This is a genomic window from Streptomyces sp. MNU89 (genome assembly GCF_020982505.1).
Lineage (GTDB): Bacteria > Actinomycetota > Actinomycetes > Streptomycetales > Streptomycetaceae > Streptomyces > Streptomyces xinghaiensis.
In genome coordinates this window covers 5,667,548-5,688,969 of the sequence record NZ_JAJKLL010000001.1, presented here as the reverse complement: position 1 = coordinate 5,688,969, position 21,422 = coordinate 5,667,548, and the positions used below count along the sequence as shown (strand labels likewise).

Genomic DNA, 21,422 nt, shown 5'->3' with positions numbered 1-21,422 from the left:
CGCACCCGGGGGCGCGCCCGGCAGGCCGTGCGCGCCGCCGGCCCGGGACGCGAGACGATCAGGGCGTGGAACTCACTCTCCTCGGCACCGGGGCCCCGGGCGGGCTGCCGCTCCCGGGCTGCCCCTGCGCCTCTTGCGCGACCGCCGTGGGCGCGGACGCCCGGACCGCCACCTCGGTCTTCGTCGACGGCGCCCTCCTGCTCGACCTGACCCCGGACGCCGTGCAGGCCGCCGCCCGCGCGGGGCGCTCCCTGCGGGGCGTACGGCAGGTGCTGCTCTCGCATCCGCACACCGGACCGGCCGTCGACGTGCCCGCCGGCCTGCCCGCTCCCGGACGGGTGCCGGACGGCCGCGAGCTGGCGCTGATCAGCGGGCACCGGGTGCGGGCGGTCGCGGTGGACGCCCCGGGCACGGGCTATTCGGTCACCGGGCCGGACGGCGACGACCTGCTGTACCTGCCGCCGGGCGCGGCACCGGCGGGCATGCCGCCGCGCACGGCCCCGTACGACGTGGTGCTGCTCGACGTCCTGGGCCGGCCCGAGGCGCTGGCCCGGCTGCGGGCGGCCGGGGCGGTCACGGCCACCACCGATGTGATCGGCGTGCACCTCGGCCACGAGACACCGCCGGGCACCGAGCTGCACCGGCGGCTGTCGGCGGCGGGTGCCCGGACCGTACCGGACGGCACGGCACTCGGCGCCCGGGGGCGTCCCGTTCCCCCCGCCCCGCCGCGGCGCACGCTCGTCCTGGGCGGCGCCCGGTCCGGCAAGTCGGCGGAGGCGGAGCGGAGGCTGGAGTCGTTCCCGGAGGTGCTCTACGTGGCGACGGGCGGCACCCGCGAGGGGGACCGGGAGTGGGCGGCGCGGGTGTCGCTGCACCGCGAGCGCCGGCCGGGCGGCTGGCGGACCACGGAGACCTGCGACCTGGTGCCGCTGCTGGCCGGGGACGGCCCCCCGCTGCTGATCGACTGCCTCGCGCTGTGGCTGACGCACGCGATGGACGCGGTGGACGCCTGGGACGACAAGGTGTGGGCGGCCGGGGGCGGCCAACGCGCCCTGCGGGCACGGACGGAGGCGCTGGTGTCCGCCGTCCGCTCCACCCGCCGCACCGTCGTGGCCGTCTCGAACGAGGTGGGCTCGGGGGTCGTCCCCGCCACCGCGTCGGGACGGCGCTTCCGGGACGAACTGGGCCGGCTGAACGCGGCCGTGGCGGCGGAGTGCGAACACGTCCTGCTGGTGGTCGCCGGCCAGGCCCTCGCGCTGCGCGGCTGAGCTGAGAGGAGGAGCCGGGGTCCCGTGGCCCGGAGCCGCTGCCCTCGGGCGGCTGTCCCTGCCCGGTGACACGGCTCGCGGCACCGCTCGCACCGGCCGCTCGGGGACCGCGGTCACTGCCACCCGCGGTCCCGTACCACGCCCGTGGCGGGAGCCCGCCCCGTGGCGTCCGGGCGGCTGCCCGGCGAGGGTAGGGTGCGGCGGATGAGCGGTCTGAATCTCGATGACTTCGGCAATCTGATCGAGCGCCCCGACTCCGGCGTACGGCGTGACGCCGAAGAGCGCAGGGAGCGGCTGGCCGTACGGCCCGGTGCCCTCGGACGGCTGGACGATCTCGGCGAGTGGCTCGCCGCCGCGCAGCACTCCGTCACCGTCAGGCCGGTCGAACGGCCCCGCCTCGTGCTCTTCGCCGGTGACCACGGGGTGGCCGCGCTGGGCGTCTCCGGCCGCCCCGCCGGGAGCGCGCACCGGCTCGTGCGCGCCGTCCTCGACGGGGAGAGCCCGGCGGCGGTGCTGGCCCGGCGGTTCGGAGCCGGGATACGCGTCGTGGACATGTCCCTGGACTGCGACCCCGGCGACTTCCCCGAGGAGGTCGTACGCCACCGGGTGCGGCGCGGCTCGGGCCGGATCGACGTCGAGAACGCGCTCACCGCCGAGGAGGCCGAACAGGCGTTCCGCGCCGGAATGGCCGTCGCCGACGAGGAGGCCGACTCCGGCACCGACCTCGTGGTCCTCGGCGACCTCAGCGTCGGCGGCACCACCGCGGCGAGCACCCTCGTCGCCGCCCTCTGCGGCACCGACGCCTCCGTGGTGACCGGCCGCGGCGGCGCGGGCATCGACGACCTGGCGTGGATGCGCAAGTGCGCGGCGATCCGCGACGCGCTGCGCCGCGCCCGGCCGGTCCTCGGCGACCAGCTCGAACTGCTCGCGGCCACCGGCGGCGCGGACCTCACCGCCATGACCGGCTTTCTGCTCCAGTGCGCCGTACGCCGCACGCCGGTGATCCTGGACGGGGTGGTCTCGGCCGCCTGCGCGCTGGTCGGGCAGCGGGTGGCCTTCCGCGCCCCCGACTGGTGGCTGGCGGGCCAGGCGAGCGGCGAGCCCGCGCAGGAGAAGGCGCTGGACCGGATGGCCATGGACCCCCTGCTGGACCACGGGGTGACGGCGGGCGAGGGCACCGGCGCCCTGCTCGCCCTGCCGATGGTGCAGGCGGCGGCCGCCCTGCTGGCCGAACTCCCGGAACGGCGCGAGGAGCGGCCGGACCCGGCACAGGCACCGGAGCCCGGCACCGGCTCGGGACCGGACTCGGGACCGGACTCGGAGCCGGAGCCGACCGCGGCACCGGCCGCCCGGGAACCGTCCGGCGACGGAACGGCCTGACGCCAGGACGTGCGGGCGGCCGTACGGCCCTCGCGCCCGCCGCGCCGTTGCGGGGGCCGGCCGGGAACCGTGCGGCACCGGCCGTTGGCGAGGCACGGGGCGACGGATAGCCTGCGCCCCGTGACCGAGCCGACTGCCGACGACCCGCGCCCTGCCACGCCTCCGGACGACGGCCCGGTGCCCCGGGCGGCGGCTCCGCCTCGCCGGACGGCGGTACCCGCCCGCCCGGCACCCCTCCGCCCCGCCCGGCACCCCTCCGCCCCCGTCAGGGAAGCCGGACTCCCCGCCGAGGGGCGGGCCACCCGGACGACGCCCTGCGGTTCGCGTTCGGCACCCTCACCGCGCTGCCGGTGCGCGTCACCCGCTGGGACCGGACCGCCGCGCGGGGCGGCATGGTGTGCGCCCCGGTCGCCGGCGCCGTCCTGGGTCTCTGCGCGGGGGCGCTCGGCGGTGTGCTGCTCCTGCTGGGCGCGGGCCCGCTGCCGGCCGCGGTCGCCGGCGTCGCCGTACCGGCGGCGCTCACCCGCGGGCTGCATCTGGACGGGCTCGCCGACACCGCCGACGGTCTCGGCAGCGGCAGGCCCGCCGGGGAAGCCCTGCGGATCATGAAGCAGCCGGACATCGGCCCGTTCGGGGTCGTCACCCTCGTCCTGGTGCTGTTCGCGCAGACCGCGGCCCTGGCCGAGCTGTACGCGGACGGCTGGGCGGCCGGCGCGGTCGCCCTGGTCGTGGCCGCCGCGGCGGCGCGCTGCGCCCTCACCCTGGCCTCCCGCGCCGGGGTGCCCGCGGCCCGTCCGGAGGGGCTGGGCGCGGCGGTCGCGGGCGTGGTCCCCGTACGGACGGCGCTCACCGTGGTGGCGGTCACCGCGGTGGTGTGCGCCGCGGCCGGGGCCCTCCTCGGCCCGTGGGCGGCCCTGCAGGCCGCGCTCGCCGTCCTGGCCGCTCTCGGCGCGGCCGAACTCCTGCTCCGCCACTGCCGGTCGCGGTTCGGCGGGGTGACGGGCGACGTCTTCGGCGCCCTCGCCGAGACGGCCGCGACGGCGGCCCTGACCGTGCTCGCCCTCGGCTGAGCGGCCGTGCGGGACGCGGCGTCCGCGGCCGGCCGGACAGCCGTCCCCGCCCCGGAAGCGGCATCCGCGGCTCCGCCGGGCCGCCCGCCCGGGACGCACGGCCAACGGGCCGCCGGCCGCAAACCGTTCGGCGGACGCCCGCCCCGCCGCCGCACCGCCGGACGGCCGGACCGCGAGCCGCCGCGCCACGTCCCACCGGGGCGTCAACTGCCGTACGGCGACCGCGCCCCGCTCCGTCCCCGCCCCGCGCGCCCGGCGACCGGCGCCGGGAGGGCCGGCGGGGCGCCGGCGGCCGCGGCCGGGCGCTGAACGGGCCCGCCGGTGAGGGCTAGGGTTCCCGGAGAAGGACCCCCCACGCCCGTCCATCGGGAGCCGGGATTCACCCGGCGCATACGATGCCCCGGGCGCGGCCGGCCCATCCATCGGCCGAGGAACTCAACGGAAGAGAGAGACCCCACCACCGTGACTGCACTGACTCTCAGCACTTCGTCCCCGGCCGCGCTCCGCGCGGACGCCATCGTCGTCGGCGTGGCCAAGGGCGCCAAGGGACCCGTGGCCGCGGCCGGAGCGGAGGCCGTGGCGAAGGCCTTCGACGGCAAGCTGGCCGCCGTCCTGGAGACGCTCGGCGCCACCGGCGGCGAGGGCGAGGTGACGAAGCTGCCCGCGCCGTCCGGCTTCAAGTCCCCGGTCGTGCTGGCGGTCGGCCTCGGCGACGCCCCGGCCGAGGGCGACCGGTTCGACGGCGAGGTGCTCCGCCGGGCCGCGGGTACGGCGGCCCGTGCGCTGGCCGGTGCCAAGAAGGGCGGGTTCGCCCTGCCGGTCGAGGACGCGGACGACGCGGCGGCCGTGGCGGAGGGCGCGCTGCTCGGCGCGTACACCTTCACCGCCTACCGCTCCGCCCCGGCGGGCGGCCGGAAGAAGGACGACAAGAGCACGCCGCTGGCCGAGGTGACCCTGCTGGGCGGTAAGCCGCGCGACAAGGCGTTCAAGGCGGCGGCGGAGCGCGCGACGGCGCTGGCCGCCGAGGTCAACCGGGCGCGCGACCTGGTCAACATGCCGCCCAACGACCTGCACCCGAAGTCCTTCGCGGCGTCCGTGCAGGAGGCCGCCAAGGAGCACGGCCTGAAGGTCGAGGTGCTGGACGAGAAGGCGCTCGCCAAGGGCGGCTACGGAGGCATCCTCGGCGTCGGCAAGGGCTCGGAGAACCCGCCGCGGCTGGTCCGGGTCTCGTACACGCATGCCAAGGCCAAGAAGACCCTCGCCCTGGTGGGCAAGGGCATCACCTACGACTCGGGCGGCATCTCCCTCAAGCCGGCCGGTCACAACGAGACGATGAAGTGCGACATGAGCGGTGCGGCCGCCGTGTTCGCCGCCGTCGTCGCGGCGGCGCGGCTGGGCGTCGCGGTGAACGTCACCGGCTGGCTGGCGCTGGCCGAGAACATGCCGTCCGGCTCCGCGACCCGCCCCGGCGACGTGCTGCGGATGTACAGCGGCAAGACCGTCGAGGTGCTGAACACCGACGCCGAGGGCCGGCTGGTGCTGGCGGACGCGCTCGCCCGCGCCTCGGAGGAGAAGCCGGACGCGATCGTGGACGTGGCGACGCTGACCGGCGCGATGGTGCTGGCGCTCGGCAACCGCACGTTCGGGATCATGTCGAACGACGACGCCTTCCGCGCCTCGCTGCACGAGATCTCCCAGGAGGCGGGCGAGCAGTCCTGGCCGATGCCGCTGCCGGCGGAGCTCCGCAAGGGGATGGACTCCCCGGTGGCCGACATCGCCAACATGGGCGAGCGGATGGGCGGCGGTCTCGTCGCCGGTCTCTTCCTCAAGGAGTTCCTGGGCGAGGGCATCACCTGGGCGCACCTGGACATCGCGGGTCCCGCCTTCCACGAGGGCGCCCCGTACGGCTACACCCCCAAGGGCGGCACGGGCTCGGCGGTCCGCACGCTGGTGCGGCTGGCCGAGCGCACCGCGGCGGGCGACCTGGGCTGAACGCGCCGGGCGACGCCGAGCGGCGCCGGACGACGGCGACGGGCGCGCGTCGCCCTCCGTGTGCCGCTCCACCACCGGCCGCCGCCGGACCGGTGTTCCCGGTCCGGCGGCGGCCGGCGCCGTTCCGCGGCGGGTTCGGGGCCGGGACGCCGGGTGCCTCCGCGCCGGCCCGTCACCGGGTCCGCCCGCGGCACCGGCGCCCCCGGCCGGAGCGCGCCGGCCGCCCCCGCGTTCGTCCGTGCGTTCGCCCTGAACGAAATCCGCGCGGGCATCCCTCCGCCCCTCCGGGGCAGGCGCCCGGGCAACCAACCAGTGTCCACCGGGCCCCGCGGCCCGCCCCACCGGCCCTACGCGCGAGTAACTCCCCGCCTCGGCCGGACGGGCGTCCCGAGGACCGGCCCCGCGTCCCGTCGGCCGTCAACAAATGCGAAGATGTTGTCTCGGCAGGACAGGGCCCCGGCTCACGTACCGAGCGAGCCACACGGACGGGCTTGAAGAACTCAGCGGCCGAACAACAGCCGCCGCCCGGTCTCGGAAGACCGGCTCCGGCGCACCCATGCATGGAGGACGTGACGTGGCGAACGACGCCAGCACCGTTTTCGACCTAGTGATCCTCGGCGGCGGCAGCGGTGGCTACGCCGCCGCCCTGCGCGGGGCGCAGCTGGGCCTGGACGTCGCACTCATCGAGAAGGACAAGCTCGGCGGCACCTGTCTGCACCGCGGCTGCATCCCCACGAAGGCTCTGCTGCACGCCGGTGAGATCGCCGACCAGGCCCGCGACGGCGCCTCGTTCGGAGTCCGGACCTCGTTCGACGGCATCGACATGGCAGGCGTGAACAAGTACAAGGACGGTGTGGTCTCCGGCCTGTACAAGGGCCTGCAGGGCCTGGTCGCCTCCCGCAAGGTGACGTATGTCACCGGCGAGGGCCGGCTGTCGTCGCCCACCTCGGTGGACGTGGACGGGCAGCGCTACGAGGGCCGGCACGTGCTGCTGGCGACCGGCTCGGTGCCGAAGTCCCTGCCGGGCCTGGAGATCGACGGCAACCGCGTGATCTCCTCGGACCACGCGCTGGGCCTGGACCGGGTGCCGAAGTCGGTGGTCGTCCTCGGCGGCGGTGTCATCGGCTGCGAGTTCGCCTCCGCGTGGAAGTCCTTCGGTACGGACGTGACCATCGTCGAGGCGCTCCCCCACCTCGTCCCCGCCGAGGACGAGAACAGCTCCAAGCTGCTGGAGCGCTCCTTCCGCAAGCGCGGCATCACCTTCTCGCTCGGCTCCCGCTTCTCGGGCGTCGAGTACACGAACGACGGCGTGAAGGTCTCCCTGGAGAACGGCAAGACGTTCGAGGCCGAGCTGCTGCTCGTCGCCGTCGGCCGCGGCCCCGTCTCGCAGGGCCTCGGCTACGAGGAGGCCGGGGTCAACATGGACCGCGGCTACGTCCTCGTCGACGAGTACATGCGGACCAACGTCCCCACGATCTCCGCCGTCGGCGACCTCGTGCCGACCCTTCAGCTGGCGCACGTCGGCTTCGCCGAGGGCATCCTCGTCGCGGAGCGGCTGGCCGGGCTGAAGACCGTGCCGATCGACTACGACGGCGTGCCGCGCGTCACCTACTCGCACCCGGAGGTCGCCTCCGTCGGCGTCACCGAGGCGAAGGCCAAGGAGATGTACGGTGCCGACAAGGTCGTCGCCCTCAAGTACAACCTCGGCGGCAACGGCAAGAGCAAGATCCTGAAGACCGCGGGCGAGATCAAGCTCGTCCAGGTGCGTGACGGCGCCGTGGTCGGCGTCCACATGGTCGGTGACCGGATGGGCGAACTGATCGGGGAAGCGCAGCTGATCTACAACTGGGAGGCGCTGCCGGCCGAGGTCGCACAGCTGGTCCACGCCCACCCCACGCAGAACGAGGCGCTCGGCGAGGCCCACCTGGCGCTGGCCGGCAAGCCGCTGCACTCCCACGACTGATCCGGGCGCGCCCACATCCGCACCATTCGATAGGAGCAACCGAAACCATGGCGGTTTCCGTAACCCTCCCGGCGCTCGGCGAGAGCGTGACCGAGGGCACCGTCACCCGATGGCTGAAGGCCGAGGGTGAACGCGTTGAGGCCGACGAGCCGCTGCTCGAGGTCTCGACCGACAAGGTCGACACCGAGATCCCGGCCCCGGCGGCCGGTGTTCTCTCCTCCATCAAGGTGGCCGAGGACGAGACCGTCGAGGTCGGCGCCGAACTGGCCGTCATCGACGACGGTTCCGGCGCCCCGGCCGAGACCGCGGCTCCGGCCGCCGAGGCCGCCCCGGCGGCCGAGGCGCAGCCCGAGCCCGAGCCCGCCCCGGCCCCGCAGGCCGAGGCCCCGCGGCAGGAGGCCGCTCCGGCGCCGTCCGGCGGGGGCGCCGAGGGCACCCCGGTCACGCTGCCCGCGCTGGGCGAGTCCGTGACCGAGGGCACCGTCACCCGGTGGCTGAAGGAGGTCGGCGAGTCGGTCGAGACCGACGAGCCGCTGCTGGAGGTCTCCACGGACAAGGTCGACACCGAGATCCCGTCGCCCGCCGCCGGCACCCTGCTGGAGATCCTGGTCGGCGAGGACGAGACCGCGGAGGTCGGCGCCAAGCTGGCCGTCATCGGCGCGGCCGGACAGGCCCCGGCCGCCGCTCCCGCCCGGCCCCCGCGCCGGCGCAGGAGGCCCCGAAGCAGGAGGCCCCGAAGCAGGAGGCGCCCGCCCCGCTCCGGCTCCCGAGCCCGCCCCGGCTCCGGCCCCGCAGGCCCGCAGGCCCCGGCACCGCAGCGCGCCGAGGCCCCGGCACCGGAACCGCAGCCGGCCGCCCCGTGCCCGCCCGGCCCCGCGCCGGCTCCGCGGGCCGCCGCCGAGCCCGGCGGTGAGGGCGCGTACGTCACCCCGCTGGTGCGCAAGCTCGCCGCCGAGCACGGCGTGGACCTGTCCTCGGTCAAGGGCACCGGTGTCGGCGGCCGCATCCGCAAGCAGGACGTCATCGCCGCCGCCGAGGCCGCCAAGGCCGCGGCTCCGGCCGCCGCCGCGCCGGCCCCGAAGGCCGCCGCCCCGGTGCAGCCGTCGCCGCTGCGCGGCCAGACGGTGAAGATGAGCCGGATCCGCAAGGCCACGGCCAAGCACATGACCGAGTCCCTCAAGGTCTCGGCGCAGCTGACCACCGTGATCGAGGCGGACGTCACCCGCGTCATGCGGCTCCGGGCGCGGGCCAAGGAGCAGTTCCTGGCGCGCGAGGGCGTCAAGCTCTCCCCGATGCCGTTCTTCGTGAAGGCCGTCACCGAGGCGCTGAAGGTCCACCCGGCCGTCAACGCCAAGATCAACGACGACGAGACCATCACCTACCACGACACCGAGAACATCGGCATCGCGGTGGACACGGAGAAGGGCCTCTTCGTCCCGGTCATCGACAACGCGGGCGACCTGAACCTGGCCGGCATCGCCAAGAAGACCGCCGACCTGGCCAACCGCACCCGCAACGGCGGCCTCAAGCCGGACGAGCTGTCGGGCGGCACCTTCACGGTGACGAACACCGGTTCGCGCGGCGCGCTGTTCGACACCCCGATCCTCAACCAGCCGCAGGTCGCGATGCTGGCCATCGGGGCCACCGTCCGGCGTCCGGTCGTGGTGGACACCCCGGAGGGCGAGTCCATCGCCATCCGCGACATGGTCTACCTCGCGCTGACGTACGACCACCGCCTGGTGGACGGCGCCGACGCGGCCCGCTTCCTGGGGACCCTCAAGGCCCGCCTGGAAGAAGGCGCGTTCGAGAGCGACCTCGGCCTGTAAGGGCTCGGGGATTCCACGACGGCGCCCCCGTCCCGGTCCGTCCGGGCGGGGGCGCCGTCGTTCCCGGAGCACGGCTCCCGTCGTTCCGGCACGGCCCCCGTGACCGGCCGCGGGCCGCCCCGGCATGATGGCGCCCATGCGTGCCGCCCGGCTGATCCGCATGGTGCTGCTCCTCCAGTCCCGGCCCTCGATGACAGGGGCCGAACTGGCGCGGGAGCTGGAGGTGTCCGAACGGACCGTCGCCCGTGACGTCCTCGCGCTCTCGGAGGCGGGGGTGCCCGTCTACGCGGCGCGCGGCCGGACGGGCGGCTACCGGCTCATTGGCGGCTACCGCACCCGCCTGACCGGCCTCGCCCGCGGCGAGGCGGAGACGCTGTTCCTCTCCGGAGTGCCCTCGGCGCTCCGCGACATGGGTTTGGCGGACACCGCCTCCGCGGCCCGGCTGAAGGTGGCCGCCGCGCTGCTGCCCGAACTGAGCGACACCCCCGCGAGCGCGGCACAGCGCTTCCATCTGGACGCGCCGGGCTGGTGGCAGGAGCCGGTGACCCCGGAACCGCTGCCGCTGATCGCGGAGGCGGTGTGGGGCGACCGGCTGCTGACGGCCCGCTACCGGCGGCGGGCGGAGACGGGCGGCACGGAGGTGCGGCGCACCCTGGAGCCCTACGGGCTCGTCCTCAAGGCAGGCGTCTGGTACCTGGTGGCCCGGCCGGCCGAGGAGAGGCTCTCCCCGCCGCGGGCGGCGGTCCCGGCGCACGGAGGCCCCGGGGAACCGGGCGACGCGGTGCCCGGCACGGGGATCCGTGCGAGCCCCGCCGGTGGCCCCGGCGGGTCCGGCCGGACACCCGGCGGGCGGCCCGGTACGGAGCCGGGTCCGGAGCCCGGTGGCGGACCCGGTGACCGGCCCGCTGACCGGCTGTACCGGGTCTACCGCGTGGAGCGCTTCGGCTCCGTCACCGTCTCGGAGCAGCGGTTCGCCCGGGACGAGGGGTTCGATCTGCCGGGCTTCTGGCGGGAGCGGGCCGCTGAGTTCGCCCGTTCGATCCTGCGCGACACGGTCGTCGTACGGCTCTCCGCGGCCGGGGCCCGGAAGCTGCCCCGGGTCACCGACCGAATGGCGGCGCGGGAGGCCCTCGCCGCGGCCGGCGAGGCCGACGGGGAGGGGTGGGTCACCGTCACCCTGCCCGTGGAGTCGCTCGACGTCGCCCACGAGCAGGTCCTCGCCCTGGGCCCGGAGGCCGAACTGCTGGAGCCGCCGGAGCTGCGCGCCCGCTTCGCGGAGGCGGCGGCCCGCGCGGCCGCGCTGTACGGCCGGGACCGGCAGGACGGGCGGTAGCCCGGCATCACGGCCGCCCCGCCGCGGGGGACGGCCGGGAGGGCCGCACCCCGCTCAGCGGTACTCCGCGTCGTCCGCCTCCCGGCCGCCGGCCGTCACCTCCTTGATGTACCGCCAGGCGTCCGGCCGGGTGCCGTCGGTGTCCGTGAAGCCGTAGACCCGGGAGAGCTGCCCGCTGGCGAGCGACTGCCCGTTCCAGCGCGCCACCTCCGGGTCGGCGGCCAGTGCGGCGACGGCCCGGCCGACGAAGACCGGGGACTCCGAGATCGCGAAACTGGGCTCCTTCGCCACCCCCTCCCGCCAGTTCTCCTCCGTCACCCCGAAGTGGTCGAGCATCTGCTCGGAGCGGAGGAAGCCGGGCGTGACGGAGACCGCCGCGCAGCCGTACTCCTCCAGCTCCGTGCCGAGGCCGAGGGCCATCCGCAGGGGCGCGTACTTGGCGAGGTCGTAGTAGAGGCTCTCGCGGTAGTCCTTGTTCGTCTCGGTGGTGCCGTCGGTGATCTCCACCAGCAGCCCGCCGGGCCGGCGGATCAGCAGCGGCAGCGCGTAGTGGCTGGTGACGATGTGGCTCTCGACGCCCAGCCGCAGCATGCGCAGGCCGCGCTCCAGGCCGATCTCCCACATCTTCTTCCCGAAGTCGATGAGGTGCTCCCCGCCCCAGAGGTCGTTGACGAGGACGTCCAGCCGCCCCTGCTCCCGGTCGACGCGCTCGGTCAGCGCACGGACCTGTTCCCGTTCCAGATGGTCGGTGGGCACCGCGATGCCCGTGCCGCCCGCGGCGGTCACGAGTTCGGCGGTCTCCTCGATGGTCTCCGGGCGGTCCACCTCGCTGCGCCGCGCCCGTGTGGTGCGGCCGGTCACATAGACGGTCGCGCCCTCGGTCCCCAGTTGTACGGCGATGGCGCGTCCCGCGCCGCGGGTGGCTCCCGCGACGAGCGCCACCCGGCCCGCCAGCCTGCCCTGTCCGTTCACGTGTCCGGATTCCTCTCTCTGTCCGTACCGCCCGCACGGTTTCTCCTCCGTGCGGACGGAACGACCCTGGCAGGCAATGCGGACATCTTCTGTCGTCTTTTCCCGCGCGCCTCCGGCGTGTTCCGCTCCGGACGGTCCGGGCGCTCCGGCGCGGGACGGCATCCCCCGATTTGCGGGTCATCACCCCGGCCGGTAACGACACGGCCGCATCCGGCATGCTGCGCGTGCGCGGCGGGTGGGCAGGGCCGATGCTGGTCCCGTGATGGACGAGACGGAGTTCTGGGCGATCGTCGACAGCTCCCGCGAGGCCGCCGGCGGGGATCCGGTGGAGCAGGCGGACGCACTCGTGGAACGGCTGGTGCTGCTGGACCCCGAATCGGTGGTGGATTTCGCCCGGCACTTCGAGTCCCGGCTGGCCCGGGCCCACCGCTGGGATCTGTGGGCCGCCGCCTGGCTGCTGACGGGCGAGGCCGGCGAGGACGCGTTCGACGGTTTCCGCTGCTGGCTGATCGGCCAGGGGCGGCAGGTGTTCGAGGGCGCGCTGCACGAGCCGGACGATCTGGCGGAGCTGCTGGAGGACTTCGACGAGGAACTGGACGGTGAGGCGGAGGACCTCGGCTACGCGGCCTACGAGGCGTACGAGCAGCTCACCGCTGTCGAACTGCCGGACCTCGGGCTGCCCGAACCGCCGGCCGAACCCGAGGGCACGCCCCTCGACTTCGGCGACCGCGCGGCGCTGGCGGAGCGCTTCCCCGCCCTCACCGAGCGGTTCCCGCCCCCGCGGTGAGGCGCGGGCGCGGCCCCGGGCCCGCCGGGCGGAGGCGCCGCCGGTCCCTCAGCCGTTCTCCGGCCCCAGGGAGCGTCCCATCAGGACGTCGTCGGCGAACATCCCGTCCAGCAGGAACTCGCCCGGCAGGAGGCCCTCCACGGCGAAGCCCGCCGACTCGTACAGCCGCCGGGCCGGTGTGTTGTGGCCCAGCACCCGCAGGGTGATCCGGACCGCGCCCTGCCGCCGCGCCTCGTCGCAGGCGGCGTCGAGGAGCGCGCGGGCGACGCCCCGGCCGCGGGCCCAGGTGTCGACCGCGAGGCCCTGGATCTGCCGGACGTGGTTGTTGGACGGCAGCCGGGTCGGCGGCACCAGCCGGATGTAGCCGGCGATCCGCGCCTGGATCTCGGCGACGAGCAGGTCCTCCGGCGGATGGGCCGCGTCGAAGAAGGGGGCACCCGGAGCGGGAGGTTCCGGCTGCACGGAGTGCAGCCGCGACCAGACGCGGCGGTCGAGGTCGCCGAGCGCTGCCCCGTCGACGGGCACGGCGGGGCGGACGGTCACCGGCTGAACCGGACGTATGAGCGGTTCGGGCATGGACGCCACTGTGCCACCGCCCCCCAATACGCGTCACCTCCCGTACGCCGGGGGCAGGATGGCCCCATGCGTATCGCGATCACCGGCTCGTCCGGTCTCATCGGTTCGGCACTGCTCCGCTCCCTGCGCACCGAGGGAGGGCACGAGACCGTACGGCTGGTACGCCGGCCGCCCCGGGCGCCGGACGAGGCACAGTGGGACCCGGAGGGCGGCTCCGCGGACGCCGGCGCGCTCCGCGGCTGCGACGCCGTCGTGCACCTCGCGGGTGCGGGAGTCGCCGACCACCGGTGGACGGAGAGCTACAAGAGGACGATCCGGGACAGCCGGGTGCTCGGCACCACCACGATCGCCCGGGCCCTGGCCTCGCTGGACACCCCGCCGCCCGTCCTCGTCTGCGGCACCGCCATCGGCTACTACGGCGACACGGGCGACCGCGAGACCGACGAGAGCGCGCCGCCCGGCGACGGCTTCCTGGCCGGGGTCTGCCAGGAGTGGGAGGCCGCGGCGGCGCCCGCCGAGGAGGCCGGCGTCCGGACGGTCTTCGCCCGGACCGGGCTGGTGGTGGCGCGCGAGGGCGGCGCCTGGGGGCGGCTGTTCCCGCTCTTCAAAGCCGGGCTCGGCGGGCGGCTCGGCAACGGCCGGCAGTACTGGAGCTTCATCGCCCTGGACGACCACATCTCCGCCCTGCGGCACCTCATCGCCACCGCGTCGCTCTCCGGCCCGGTCAACCTCACCGCGCCCGTGCCGGTCACCAACCGGGAGGTGACGGCCGCGATGGGCCGGGTGCTGCGGCGGCCGACCCTCGCCACCGCGCCCGCGCCCGCGCTGCGGCTGGCGCTCGGGGGGTTCGCCGAGGACGTGCTGAGCAGCCAGCGGGTGGTGCCGCGCCGACTGCTCGACTCCGGCTTCACCTTCGCCCACCCGACCGTCGAGAGCGCGATCCGGGCCGCGCTGCGCTGACCCCGGGCGGGCCCGCACGCCCGTACGGTCCGTGCGGCGGCGTACAGGCCCCCGCCCCCGCCCACACCGGCACCGGCACCGGTACCGGTGGGAGCGCAACCGGAAAGGCCGGGACGCGGCTGTGCGCGGGCCCGTCCGCCCACCGGCGCTCTCCCCTCAACGCCCGTGCGCCCGTGCCCGGTTGGTGCGCGACTGTGCGGGCCGGTAATCGTTCCTAGGCTCGGGGGGAAGGGGATGCCGGGTATTGCCGTCGCCGGTTGAGGGCATGAGGTCTCCAGCGACCGCAGACGACCCGGTGAGGGGACACAGCCGACCTCGGGGAGGGCACGTGCTCAGCACCGCACAGGAGAGCACCGCACAGCAGAGCAGCACACGGAACGGCAGCGGACGGGGCTCCGCGGACCGCACGGACGTCGTCGTGGTCGGCGCCGGGCTGGCGGGACTCACGGCGGCGGCCCGGCTCAGCCGCGCGGGCCTGGAGGTGACGGTCCTGGAGGCGGCACCCCGGATCGGCGGCCGGATGGCCACCGAGGAGGCCGACGGCTTCCGGCTCGACCGCCCGGGGCGGCTCCTCGACCCGTCGCTGCCTGCGCTGGCGTCCGCCCCCGAGCTGGCGGACCTCGTCCTGCGCCCCCTCTCCCCCGGCCTGCTGGTGCACAGCGGGGGCCGCGTCCACCGGTACGCCGAACCCCGGAGCGCGCGGGGCACCCGGGCCGCGGCCCGCGCCCTGGCCGGTGCCGCACGCGCCCCGCGCACCCTCCGTGCGCCCCGCGCGCCACGGGCCGCCCGCGCGAACGCCCTTGACCAGGCCCGGCTCGCCGGTTATCTCAGCCGGCTGGCCGGAACCCCGGCCGAGCGGCTGCTGGCCCGGCCGGAGCTGCCCGCCGCCGCGTTCCCCGGCAGCCGGGGCCTGCCGCCGCGCACCATCGACGGCTATCTGCGGCCCCTGCTCACCGCACTCCTCAACGACCCGGAGCTGACCACCTCCGGCCGCTGCGCCGATCTCGCGCTGCGCGGCTACGCCCGGGGCCGGCTCAGCCTCATCGAGGGCGGTACGGCCGCGCTGACCGGCCTCCTCGCCGCCACCCTCCCGCCGGGCACCGTACGGACCGGGGTCCGGGCCGTGTCCGCCGCCACCAGCTCCGTCATCACCGACACGCAGGGCGAGATCGGCTGCCGCGCCGTCGTCGTGGCCACCGGCGCCCGCGCCGCCGCCGGGCTGCTGCCCGGTCTGCGGCTGCCCGGATTCCACCCGGTGACCGTGCTGCACCACGCCGCGCCCGAACCGCCGTCGCAGGAGCCGGTGCCCCTCCTCGACGCCGACCGGACCGGGCCCGTGGCGCACACCCTCGTGGTCAGCGCGGCGGACCCCCGGCGCAGCCCGTGCGGCCGCGCGCTCATCACGTCCACGGTCCTCGGCCCGGCCGCCGGGGAGCCGCCCGCGCTTCTCGACAAGAGCGCCCGCGCCCAGCTCGGGGAGCTCTACGGCACCCCGGCGGAGGACTGGGAGCTGGTCGCCGTCCGGCACGACCCGGAAGCCGTGCCCGCGATGCCCGCGCCGCACGACCACCAGCGGCCGGTGCGGCTGCTGCACGGGCTGTACGTGTGCGGTGACCACCGCGACACGAGCACCGCCCAGGGCGCGTACGGCTCGGGGTGCCGGGCCGCCGCGGCGGTGCTGCGCGACTTCGGCCTCCGCCCGGGCTCCGCCGCCGAGCCGGTGGCCTCCGCGGCCTAGCACCGCCGGCGGCCTGCCCGGACGGAAGGCGCGGACAGCGCCCGCGCGGACGCCTTCCGTGCGGGCGCCTCCCGTATGGAGGCCCCGTGCGGGCGCACGGCCCGCACGGGAGCCGCGCAATCCCCGCCGCCCGGGGCCGGTCAGAGCGCGGCGACGCGCTCCCGGTAGCCGCGCACCGCCGCGGCGTCCTTGAAGGGCTCCAGCCGGCGCTCGAACTCGCGGACGTACTCCGTGGCGCGCACCGACCGCATCTCGGCCGCCTGCCGCGCGGACTCCGCCCCCAGCGCGCACGCCTGGTCCAGATCGCCCAGGCCCAGCCGGGCCGAGGCGAGCACCACCCGGCAGAACAGCCGGCTCCGGGCATAGCCGGAGTCGCGCAGTTGCAGCGACCGCTCGGCGTGCTGCGCGGCGGCCCGGTACTGGCCGAGGTCGCGGTGGCAGTGCCCGAACTCGTCGGCGAGCTGCGCCTCGTCGAAGAAGCGCGCCCAGTACGGCACCTCGTCGCCCGGGCGCGCCGACTCCAGGGCGCGCTCCGCCCGCGTCAGCGCCCCCGTGCAGGCCCGGATGTCGCCCAGCAGCCCGTGCGCCCGGGCCTCGGCCGCGTGCAGCAGCGACTGCACCACGGGGGGCGCGCCGCAGCCCGCTCCCTGCTGCGCGACCCGGGCGAGCTGGGCGGCTTCCCGGCCGTGGCCCAGGTAGACGGCCTGCCGGCTCATGGTGACCAGGACATAGCTGCCGTAGACCCGGTCGTCGGCGGCCTGCGAGAGCCGCAGGGCCTGGACGAAGTACCGCTGGGCGAGGCCGTGCGCCGCGATGTCGTACGAGGTCCAGCCCGCGAGCCGGGTCAGATCGGCCACGGCGCCGAAGAGCTGCCGGCCGGTGCTCTCGCCGTAGGAGCCGCGCAGCATCGGCTCGGCCTCGTGTTCGAGGTAGCGGACCAGGGCCTGCCGGGCGTGGCCGCCGCCGTAGGCGTGGTCGAGCGAGCGGAACAGCTCGCCCACCGAGCGCAGGGCCGCGATGTCGCCGGGGGTCACCTTGGTGCCCGGGCCGGGGTCGGGCCGTTCCCACCCCCGGGGCGGCGGTGTCCGGCCGGGCGCGGTGCCGGTGCGGCCATCGCTCCCGGGGCAGCCGGAGACGCCGGGTGCCGCGGTGCCGGTGCCGGAGCGGAGGGCGGCGCGGGGCCCGGGACGGTGCCGGGGCGGAACCGCGCCGGGGCGGCGGACGGGCCGGTACGGGGCCGGGCACGGCGGCGGGGCCCTCGCCCTCCCCGGGGCCCTGGGATTCCCCCGGTCCGGGCTGCCGTCCGGGGCGGGCGACCCTCTCGTCCGTCCGGCCGATCAGCCAGTCGCGGCTCGGGACCACCAGGCCAGCCGGGGTGAAGGCGATCTTCCGCAGCTCCGCGTGGCTGCCGGAGTCCTTCCGCCACAGCCCGCTGACGATGTCCACCGCCTCGGCGGGCGTCTCCGCGAACTCCAGGCCGGCGTAGACCGGCGCGCAGGCGTCCAGCCCGAGGTCCTGCGCGGTGAGCCGGCGTCCCAGCCGGCGGGTGAAGACCTCCGCGATCAGTGCGGGGGTCGTGCCGCGCGGCTGCTGGCCGCGGAGCCAGCGGGTCACCGACGTCTTGTCGTAGCGCAGGTCGAGGCCGTGCTCAAGGCCGAGCTGGTCGACCCGGCGGGCCAGCCCCGCGTTGGAGAAGCCGGCCTCGGCGATGAGAGCCGCCAGGCGGCGGTTGGGGATGCGCTGGGGGATGGTCCCGTCACGCAGCCCGGGGGAGGGTCGATCCGTCATCGGTTGTGCGGTCTCCTGCCTTCCGGACCCGTGGGGGGAGCGGGGCGCGACAGGCCCCAGTGCTGTGGCCGGCAGCCCGCGCTCGCCCGATCGCCCTCCTTGGACCGGCGCGAATTTAGCGAGAGACGCGGCGATTTCGGCCGTCTCGTCGCCTTGTTCATCCGATCGTGTGAGCGGACCCGGTATTCCGGTGCGAACCACCCAGTGGCCAGCTAAGGCCGGTCCGTCCCGTCCGTCCCTCGGCGCCGGATCGGACCGCATCCGGAAGCCCGGCCCGCGCCGCTCCCGGCCTCCCGGGACCCGGGCTCCGGCGGCCGGGCGCGGCGCGGGCCCGCCCCGGTCGTACAGTGGCTGAGGGCGCCATCCGTGCCGTATCGCTGTTCGAAGAGGAGCCACCGTGAGTGAGCTGCGCTTTGTCCACCTCGGCTTCGGGGCGGACGCCGTCGAGTACCAGGCCGCTTGGCAGGAGCAGCGCCGGGTGCACGCGGCGAGGTTCGCGGACGAGATCCCCGACACCTGTCTGCTCCTGGAACACCAGGCCGTCTACACGGCGGGCCGCCGGACCGAGGACAGCGAGCGCCCGCTGGACGGCACCCCGGTCGTCGACGTCGACCGCGGCGGCAAGATCACCTGGCACGGCCCCGGCCAGCTCGTCGGCTACCCGATCCTGAAGCTGCCCCGCCCGGTGGACGTCGTGGCCCACGTGCGCCGCCTGGAGGAGGCCCTGATCCGGGTCTGCGCCGACTTCGGTCTGGAGACCTCCCGGATCGAGGGCCGCAGCGGTGTCTGGGTGCTCGGCGACCCCGCGGACGCCCCGGCGGCCTCCCTCGGCGGCCTCTCCCTGGACTTCGACCCGCGGATCGACGACGAGCTGTTCGACCCCCGGCTGGCCGGACCGGAGTACGCACCCTCGAACGCCGGGCAGCGCGGGGAGGACCGCAAGCTCGCCGCGATCGGCATCCGCGTGGCCAAGGGCGTCACCATGCACGGCTTCGCCCTCAACTGCGAGCCGGACAACACCTCGTTCGACCGGATCGTGCCGTGCGGCATCCGCGACGCGGGCGTGACCTCGCTCTCCACCGAGCTGGGGCGCACGGTGCCGGTCTCCGAGGTGCTGCCGGTGGTGGAGAAGCGGCTGCGCGAGGTCCTGGAGACGGCCGAGCCGCTCCCCCGGGCCGTCTGACGTGCCCCGCCGGGCGGCCCGGGAGAGGGGAATGCCCGCCCCCTCGCCCGGGGTTGGCGGAGGACGGGCCCGCTTCCCCGGCGCACCGGCGGCGGCGGGGCACGGCGGTGCGGACGGGGAGGGCCCCCGGCGCGGCGGCCGTGGAAAATACGGGCGTACCCTGGTGTTCGCCGAAGATTCGAATAGCCACGCAAGGCAACGCTGAGAAAAGGGGAGTGCCGGACGTGTCCGCAGTCGCACCCGACGGTCGGAAGATGCTCCGTCTGGAGGTCCGGAACAGCCAGACCCCCATCGAGCGGAAGCCGGAGTGGATCAAGACCCGGGCCAGGATGGGCCCCGAGTACACCGAACTCCAGGGCCTGGTGAAGCGCGAGGGCCTGCACACGGTGTGCCAGGAGGCCGGCTGCCCCAACATCTACGAGTGCTGGGAGGACCGCGAGGCGACCTTCCTCATCGGCGGCGACCAGTGCACCCGGCGCTGCGACTTCTGCCAGATCGACACCGGCAAGCCGCAGGCGCTGGACCGCGACGAGCCCCGGCGCGTGGCCGAATCCGTACGGACCATGGAGCTGAAGTACGCCACGATCACCGGAGTGGCCCGCGACGACCTCGAGGACGGCGGCGCCTGGCTCTACGCCGAGACCGTGCGGCAGATCCACGGCCTGATGCCGGACACCGGCGTCGAACTGCTGATCCCCGACTTCAACGCGGTCCCCGAACAGCTCGCCGAGGTCTTCTCCAGCCGCCCCGAGGTGCTCGCGCACAACGTCGAGACGGTCCCCCGGATCTTCAAGCGCATCCGTCCCGGCTTCCGCTACGACCGCTCCCTCGACGTCCTCCGGCAGGCCCGCGCCGACGGGCTCGTCACCAAGTCGAATCTGATCCTGGGCATGGGCGAGGAGCGCGCGGAGATCACCGAGGCGCTGCGCGACCTGCACGAGGCCGGCTGCGAGCTCATCACGATCACCCAGTACCTGCGGCCCACGCCCCGCCACCACCCGGTGGTGCGCTGGGTGAAGCCGCAGGAGTTCGTGGAGTTGCAGCAGGAGGCCGAGGAGATCGGCTACGCCGGTGTCATGTCCGGCCCGCTCGTCCGCTCCTCCTACCGCGCCGGACGGCTCTACGCGCAGGCGATGGAGCGGCGCGGCGAGGCCCCGGCGCGCGGTGGTGCCGCCGCCGCGGACCGGCAGTCGGCCTGAGCGGCACGGTCGGCCCCCTCGCCTCCCGCCGGGGTTCACCCGTGCACACGAGCATTCCCGATCGCGAAGTCAAGAGGCCGTGCGGCTCCCCCGGAGGGGCCGCACGGCCCCGCGCCGGGGCCGCTGTTCGTCCGTTTCGGAACATTGTTTCGCTGCGTTTGACCGATCGGTCACCCGCTGGTAACACCTATTCATGACGCTGGATTTACGCACCGCGAACGCACACGCGCCGGTCCGGCACGGCCGCCTTCCCCGCCCGCCGGACCGCCGCCCGCCGCGCCCGCCCGCGTGAACCCGGCGCCGCCGCACCGCCCGCGCCACTTCCTCCCGTCCACGACGCTCCGAGGGGAAACGAGACCATGCAGGGCTCTCCCGTCCACGCCACCGCGATCCCGTCCGTCACCGGCGCACTGCGGGCCGTGGAGTCCGTTCTTCTGCGCCGGGGCCAGCTCACCGCCCGCCGCAACGCCTGGACCGCCGTTCTGGAGGACCGCCGCCGCGCCAAGGCGCGGTACGAGGCCGAGCACGTACTGGAGGCCGCGGCGACCCGCGCCCCACAGGCCACGTAAACTCGGGGGCATGGCGAGGAAGGAAACATCCGAGAACCCCGGGCGGCTCAAGCAGATCGCCCTGACCTACAAGATGACCAAGCGGTCCGACTCCAAGGTCGGGCTCGTCGTCGCGGCTGTGGGACTTGTCACCTTCGGTGTCCTCCTCGCGATCGGCTTCTTGATCGACCACCCGGTGTACCTGGGCATCCTGGGCGCCCTGCTGGCCTTCCTCGCCATGGCGATCGTCTTCGGACGGCGCGCCGAGGCGGCGGCCTTCGGGCAGATGGAAGGCCAGCCGGGAGCGGCCGCGGCGGTCCTGGAGAACATCAAGCGCGGCTGGACGGTGACGCCCGCGGTGGCGATGAACCGCCAGCAGGACGTCGTCCACCGGGCCGTCGGCAAGGCGGGCATCGTGCTGGTGGCCGAGGGCAACCCGAACCGGCTCAAGGGCCTGCTGGCCTCGGAGAAACGGAAGATGGCCCGCATCGTCACGGACGTCCCGGTGCACGACGTCACGGTGGGCGACGGCGAGGGCCAGGTGCCGCTGAAGAAGGTCCGCACCCACCTGCTGAAGCTTCCCCGGGTGCTGACCGGACCGCAGGTCACCACGGTCAACGACCGGCTGCGCGCGATGGGCGACCTGATGAGCAACATGCCGATGCCGAAGGGCCCGATGCCGAAGGGCATGCGGATGCCCAAGGGCGGCCGGATGCGCTGAGCCGTCCCCGCGGCGGCGCGGGGCGCCGGCGCCGGGCGGTCGGCCCGGCCGTATACGGCCCGGCACGGACGGCCGAAGGGCCCGGATCTCCCAGGAAGCCCCTGGAGGATCCGGGCCC

At 75.6% G+C, this 21,422-nt stretch carries 16 protein-coding genes and 1 pseudogene; 14 read left to right on the top strand and 3 right to left on the bottom strand.

Features of this window, described 5'->3' with window-relative positions:
* Nucleotides 1-65 precede the first annotated feature (65 nt).
* The 7 genes from E4N63_RS24270 to E4N63_RS24240 all read left to right on the top strand — a co-directional run bounded on the left by E4N63_RS24270 (nt 66) and on the right by E4N63_RS24240 (nt 10,832).
* A complete protein-coding gene (locus tag E4N63_RS24270; protein ID WP_125623081.1) occupies nt 66-1,268 on the top strand; it encodes a bifunctional adenosylcobinamide kinase/adenosylcobinamide-phosphate guanylyltransferase in 1,203 nt (400 codons plus the stop codon).
* A gap of 204 nt (nt 1,269-1,472) precedes the next feature.
* On the top strand, nt 1,473-2,648 hold the full coding sequence (gene cobT, locus E4N63_RS24265; RefSeq protein ID WP_230241695.1) for a nicotinate-nucleotide--dimethylbenzimidazole phosphoribosyltransferase: 1,176 nt from the start codon (nt 1,473-1,475) through the stop codon (nt 2,646-2,648).
* Between the two features lie 350 nt (nt 2,649-2,998).
* Complete coding sequence (locus tag E4N63_RS24260) at nt 2,999-3,718, top strand: adenosylcobinamide-GDP ribazoletransferase (protein ID WP_308189761.1); 720 nt, start codon at nt 2,999-3,001, stop codon at nt 3,716-3,718.
* 462 nt (nt 3,719-4,180) lie between these two features.
* Nucleotides 4,181-5,710 (top strand): leucyl aminopeptidase, encoded by a 1,530-nt coding sequence (locus tag E4N63_RS24255; protein WP_230241694.1) that lies wholly within the window; start codon nt 4,181-4,183, stop codon nt 5,708-5,710.
* A 574-nt stretch (nt 5,711-6,284) separates the two neighbouring features.
* A complete protein-coding gene (gene lpdA / locus E4N63_RS24250) occupies nt 6,285-7,673 on the top strand; it encodes a dihydrolipoyl dehydrogenase (protein ID WP_125626800.1) in 1,389 nt (462 codons plus the stop codon).
* Nucleotides 7,674-7,720: 47 nt separating this feature from the next.
* Nucleotides 7,721-9,499, top strand: a complete 1,779-nt coding sequence (gene sucB / locus E4N63_RS24245; protein ID WP_230241693.1) for a 2-oxoglutarate dehydrogenase, E2 component, dihydrolipoamide succinyltransferase — start codon at nt 7,721-7,723, stop codon at nt 9,497-9,499.
* Between the two features lie 136 nt (nt 9,500-9,635).
* Nucleotides 9,636-10,832: a YafY family protein gene (locus E4N63_RS24240; protein ID WP_230241692.1), complete on the top strand. Its 1,197-nt coding sequence runs from the start codon at nt 9,636-9,638 to the stop codon at nt 10,830-10,832.
* Between the two features lie 54 nt (nt 10,833-10,886).
* Here E4N63_RS24240 and E4N63_RS24235 read toward each other — a convergent pair whose 3' ends face one another.
* On the bottom strand, nt 10,887-11,804 hold the full coding sequence (locus E4N63_RS24235; protein ID WP_228429753.1) for an SDR family oxidoreductase: 918 nt from the start codon (nt 11,802-11,804) through the stop codon (nt 10,887-10,889).
* Between the two features lie 262 nt (nt 11,805-12,066).
* On the opposite strand from E4N63_RS24235, the gene E4N63_RS24230 reads away from it, so the two are divergent.
* A complete protein-coding gene (locus E4N63_RS24230; protein ID WP_230242621.1) occupies nt 12,067-12,591 on the top strand; it encodes a DUF4240 domain-containing protein in 525 nt (174 codons plus the stop codon).
* A gap of 48 nt (nt 12,592-12,639) precedes the next feature.
* Here E4N63_RS24230 and E4N63_RS24225 read toward each other — a convergent pair whose 3' ends face one another.
* Nucleotides 12,640-13,167, bottom strand: a complete 528-nt coding sequence (locus E4N63_RS24225) for a GNAT family N-acetyltransferase (RefSeq protein WP_125626359.1) — start codon at nt 13,165-13,167, stop codon at nt 12,640-12,642.
* Nucleotides 13,168-13,233: 66 nt separating this feature from the next.
* Here E4N63_RS24225 and E4N63_RS24220 point away from each other — a divergent pair, with 66 nt between their 5' ends.
* Both E4N63_RS24220 and E4N63_RS24215 read left to right on the top strand, forming a co-directional pair.
* The gene (locus E4N63_RS24220; protein ID WP_230241691.1) at nt 13,234-14,127 is read left to right on the top strand and encodes a TIGR01777 family oxidoreductase; all 894 of its coding nucleotides are present in this window, start codon (nt 13,234-13,236) and stop codon (nt 14,125-14,127) included.
* A gap of 328 nt (nt 14,128-14,455) precedes the next feature.
* Nucleotides 14,456-15,865, top strand: a complete 1,410-nt coding sequence (locus E4N63_RS24215) for an NAD(P)/FAD-dependent oxidoreductase (protein WP_228429754.1) — start codon at nt 14,456-14,458, stop codon at nt 15,863-15,865.
* Between the two features lie 140 nt (nt 15,866-16,005).
* On the opposite strand, the pseudogene E4N63_RS24210 reads toward E4N63_RS24215, so the two are convergent.
* Nucleotides 16,006-17,653 (bottom strand): annotated as a pseudogene (locus E4N63_RS24210) (regulator).
* A 397-nt stretch (nt 17,654-18,050) separates the two neighbouring features.
* Here E4N63_RS24210 and lipB point away from each other — a divergent pair.
* The 4 genes from lipB (at nt 18,051) to E4N63_RS24190 (ending at nt 21,304) form a co-directional block, all read left to right on the top strand.
* Nucleotides 18,051-18,836: a lipoyl(octanoyl) transferase LipB gene (lipB, locus tag E4N63_RS24205; RefSeq protein WP_125624033.1), complete on the top strand. Its 786-nt coding sequence runs from the start codon at nt 18,051-18,053 to the stop codon at nt 18,834-18,836.
* Nucleotides 18,837-19,060: 224 nt separating this feature from the next.
* Nucleotides 19,061-20,035 (top strand): lipoyl synthase, encoded by a 975-nt coding sequence (gene lipA, locus E4N63_RS24200; RefSeq protein WP_230241690.1) that lies wholly within the window; start codon nt 19,061-19,063, stop codon nt 20,033-20,035.
* Between the two features lie 359 nt (nt 20,036-20,394).
* Nucleotides 20,395-20,604, top strand: coding sequence for a hypothetical protein (locus E4N63_RS24195; protein WP_043462160.1), 210 nt, complete (start codon nt 20,395-20,397; stop codon nt 20,602-20,604).
* A 10-nt stretch (nt 20,605-20,614) separates the two neighbouring features.
* Nucleotides 20,615-21,304, top strand: coding sequence for a DUF4191 domain-containing protein (locus tag E4N63_RS24190; protein WP_125624035.1), 690 nt, complete (start codon nt 20,615-20,617; stop codon nt 21,302-21,304).
* The last annotated feature ends 118 nt before the right edge of the window (nt 21,305-21,422 follow it).